Raw genomic sequence first — 2,500 nt, 5'->3', positions numbered from 1 at the left:
GGGATGACTTGTGGCTAGGGGTGAAAGGCCAATCAAACTTGGAGATAGCTGGTTCTCCGCGAAATCTATTTAGGTAGAGCGTCCAGCGAATACCCCCGGGGGTAGAGCACTGAATGGGCTATGGGGACTCACCGTCTTACTGATCCTAATCAAACTCCGAATACCGGGGAGTACTACTGGGCAGACACACGGCGGGTGCTAACGTCCGTCGTGAAGAGGGCAACAACCCTGACCACCATCTAAGGTCCCTAAGTTATGGCTAAGTGGGAAAGGATGTGAGGATCCCAAAACAACCAGGATGTTGGCTTAGAAGCAGCCATCATTTAAAGAAAGCGTAACAGCTCACTGGTCTAAATAAGGGTCTTTGCGCCGAAAATGTACCGGGGCTAAAGCCATACACCGAAGCTGTGGATGCACGTATGTGCGTGGTAGCGGAGCGTTCCGTAAGCCTGTGAAGGGACAGTCGTGAGACATCCTGGAGGTATCGGAAGTGAGAATGCTGACATGAGTAACGATAAAGGGAGTGAGAGACTCCCTCGCCGAAAGTCCAAGGGTTCCTGCTTAAAGTTAATCTGAGCAGGGTTAGCCGGCCCCTAAGGCGAGGCCGAAAGGCGTAGTCGATGGGAACCACGTTAATATTCGTGGGCCTGCAGGTAGTGACGGATTGCGTGTGTTGTCAGGTCTTATTGGATTGATCTGGCAGCGAAGCGGTTCCAGGAAATAGCTCCTGCATATAGACCGTACCCTAAACCGACACTGGTGGACTGGTAGAGAATACCAAGGCGCTTGAGAGAACTGCGTTGAAGGAACTCGGCAAAATGCACGCGTAACTTCGGAAGAAGCGTGACCCTTCTTTAGGCAACTATTGGAGGGTGGCACAGACCAGGGGGTAGCGACTGTTTACCAAAAACACAGGGCTCTGCGAAGTCGCAAGACGACGTATAGGGTCTGACGCCTGCCCGGTGCTGGAAGGTTAAGAGGAGATGTGCAAGCATTGAATTGAAGCCCCAGTAAACGGCGGCCGTAACTATAACGGTCCTAAGGTAGCGAAATTCCTTGTCGGGTAAGTTCCGACCTGCACGAATGGCGTAACGACTTCCCCGCTGTCTCCAACGCAGACTCAGTGAAATTGAATTCCCCGTGAAGATGCGGGGTTCCTGCGGTTAGACGGAAAGACCCCGTGCACCTTTACTATAGCTTTACACTGGCATTCGTGTCGACATGTGTAGGATAGGTGGTAGACTTTGAAGCCGTGGCGCCAGCCATGGTGGAGTCATCCTTGAAATACCACCCTTATCTATATGGATGTCTAACTGCGGCCCGTTATCCGGGTCCAGGACCGTGTATGGTGGGTAGTTTGACTGGGGCGGTCGCCTCCTAAAGAGTAACGGAGGCGCGCGATGGTAGGCTCAGAACGGTCGGAAATCGTTCGTCGAGTGCAATGGCATAAGCCTGCCTGACTGCAAGACTGACAAGTCGAGCAGAGACGAAAGTCGGTCATAGTGATCCGGTGGTCCCGCGTGGAAGGGCCATCGCTCAACGGATAAAAGGTACGCCGGGGATAACAGGCTGATGACCCCCAAGAGTCCATATCGACGGGGTTGTTTGGCACCTCGATGTCGACTCATCGCATCCTGGGGCTGGAGCAGGTCCCAAGGGTATGGCTGTTCGCCATTTAAAGCGGTACGTGAGTTGGGTTCAGAACGTCGTGAGACAGTTCGGTCCCTATCTGCCGTGGGTGTAGGAATATTGATAGGATCTGTCCCTAGTACGAGAGGACCGGGATGGACGTATCTCTGGTGGACCTGTTGTCGTGCCAACGGCATAGCAGGGTAGCTATATACGGACGGGATAACCGCTGAAGGCATCTAAGCGGGAAACCCACCTAAAAACGAGTATTCCCTATCAGAGCCGTGGAAGACTACCACGTTGATAGGCCGGGTGTGGAAGTGCGGCAACGCATGCAGCTTACCGGTACTAATAGCTCGATCGACTTGATCACTCTCATTTACAATATCCATCGAACGAAGTTCGATAGTTTGTTTTGTCCTCACGCTGTCGCAGCTAAAGCTGCTTCGCTCCGGACAGGGCGCCAGAAAACTGGCGGCACACAGTCGTGTGCTTATTGTTATCAGCGCCTGAAAAAACAAATCAATATCTGCACGAAAGACAATCAGCTTCTCATATTTGTGTTCTTCGCCGACCTGGTGGTTATGGCGGAGCGGCTGCACCCGATCCCATTCCGAACTCGGCCGTGAAACGCTCCAGCGCCAATGGTACTTTGTCTTAAGACACGGGAGAGTAGGTCGCTGCCAGGTCTGCTAAGCACACAAATCAAACCATCTTCTCAAATCATACAAAACAGTCACTTCACCGCCTCTTCGGCGGAAATAATATCATGACCCGAATAGTTCAAAAAATAGCGCGGGGTGGAGCAGCCCGGTAGCTCGTCAGGCTCATAACCTGAAGGCCGCAGGTTCAAATCCTGCCCCCGCAACCA

Annotated in this window: 1 tRNA gene and 2 rRNA genes (1 of these 3 cut by a window edge); all 3 read left to right on the top strand. The window is 52.7% G+C overall.

Features of this window, described 5'->3' with window-relative positions:
• A 23S ribosomal RNA gene (locus ABE527_RS21295) occupies positions 1 to 2,002 on the top strand (it extends 810 nt beyond the left edge of the window).
• Positions 2,003 to 2,203: 201 nt separating this feature from the next.
• Positions 2,204 to 2,318 (top strand): 5S ribosomal RNA (gene rrf / locus ABE527_RS21290).
• A 105-nt stretch (positions 2,319 to 2,423) separates the two neighbouring features.
• Positions 2,424 to 2,500, top strand: a tRNA-Met gene (locus ABE527_RS21285).

It is taken from the genome of Brucella sp. TWI432, assembly GCF_039674445.1.
Taxonomy (GTDB): domain Bacteria; phylum Pseudomonadota; class Alphaproteobacteria; order Rhizobiales; family Rhizobiaceae; genus Brucella; species Brucella chromiisoli.
Note: the sequence above shows the minus strand (reverse complement) of the source record. Positions and strands in the feature narration are given on the sequence as shown.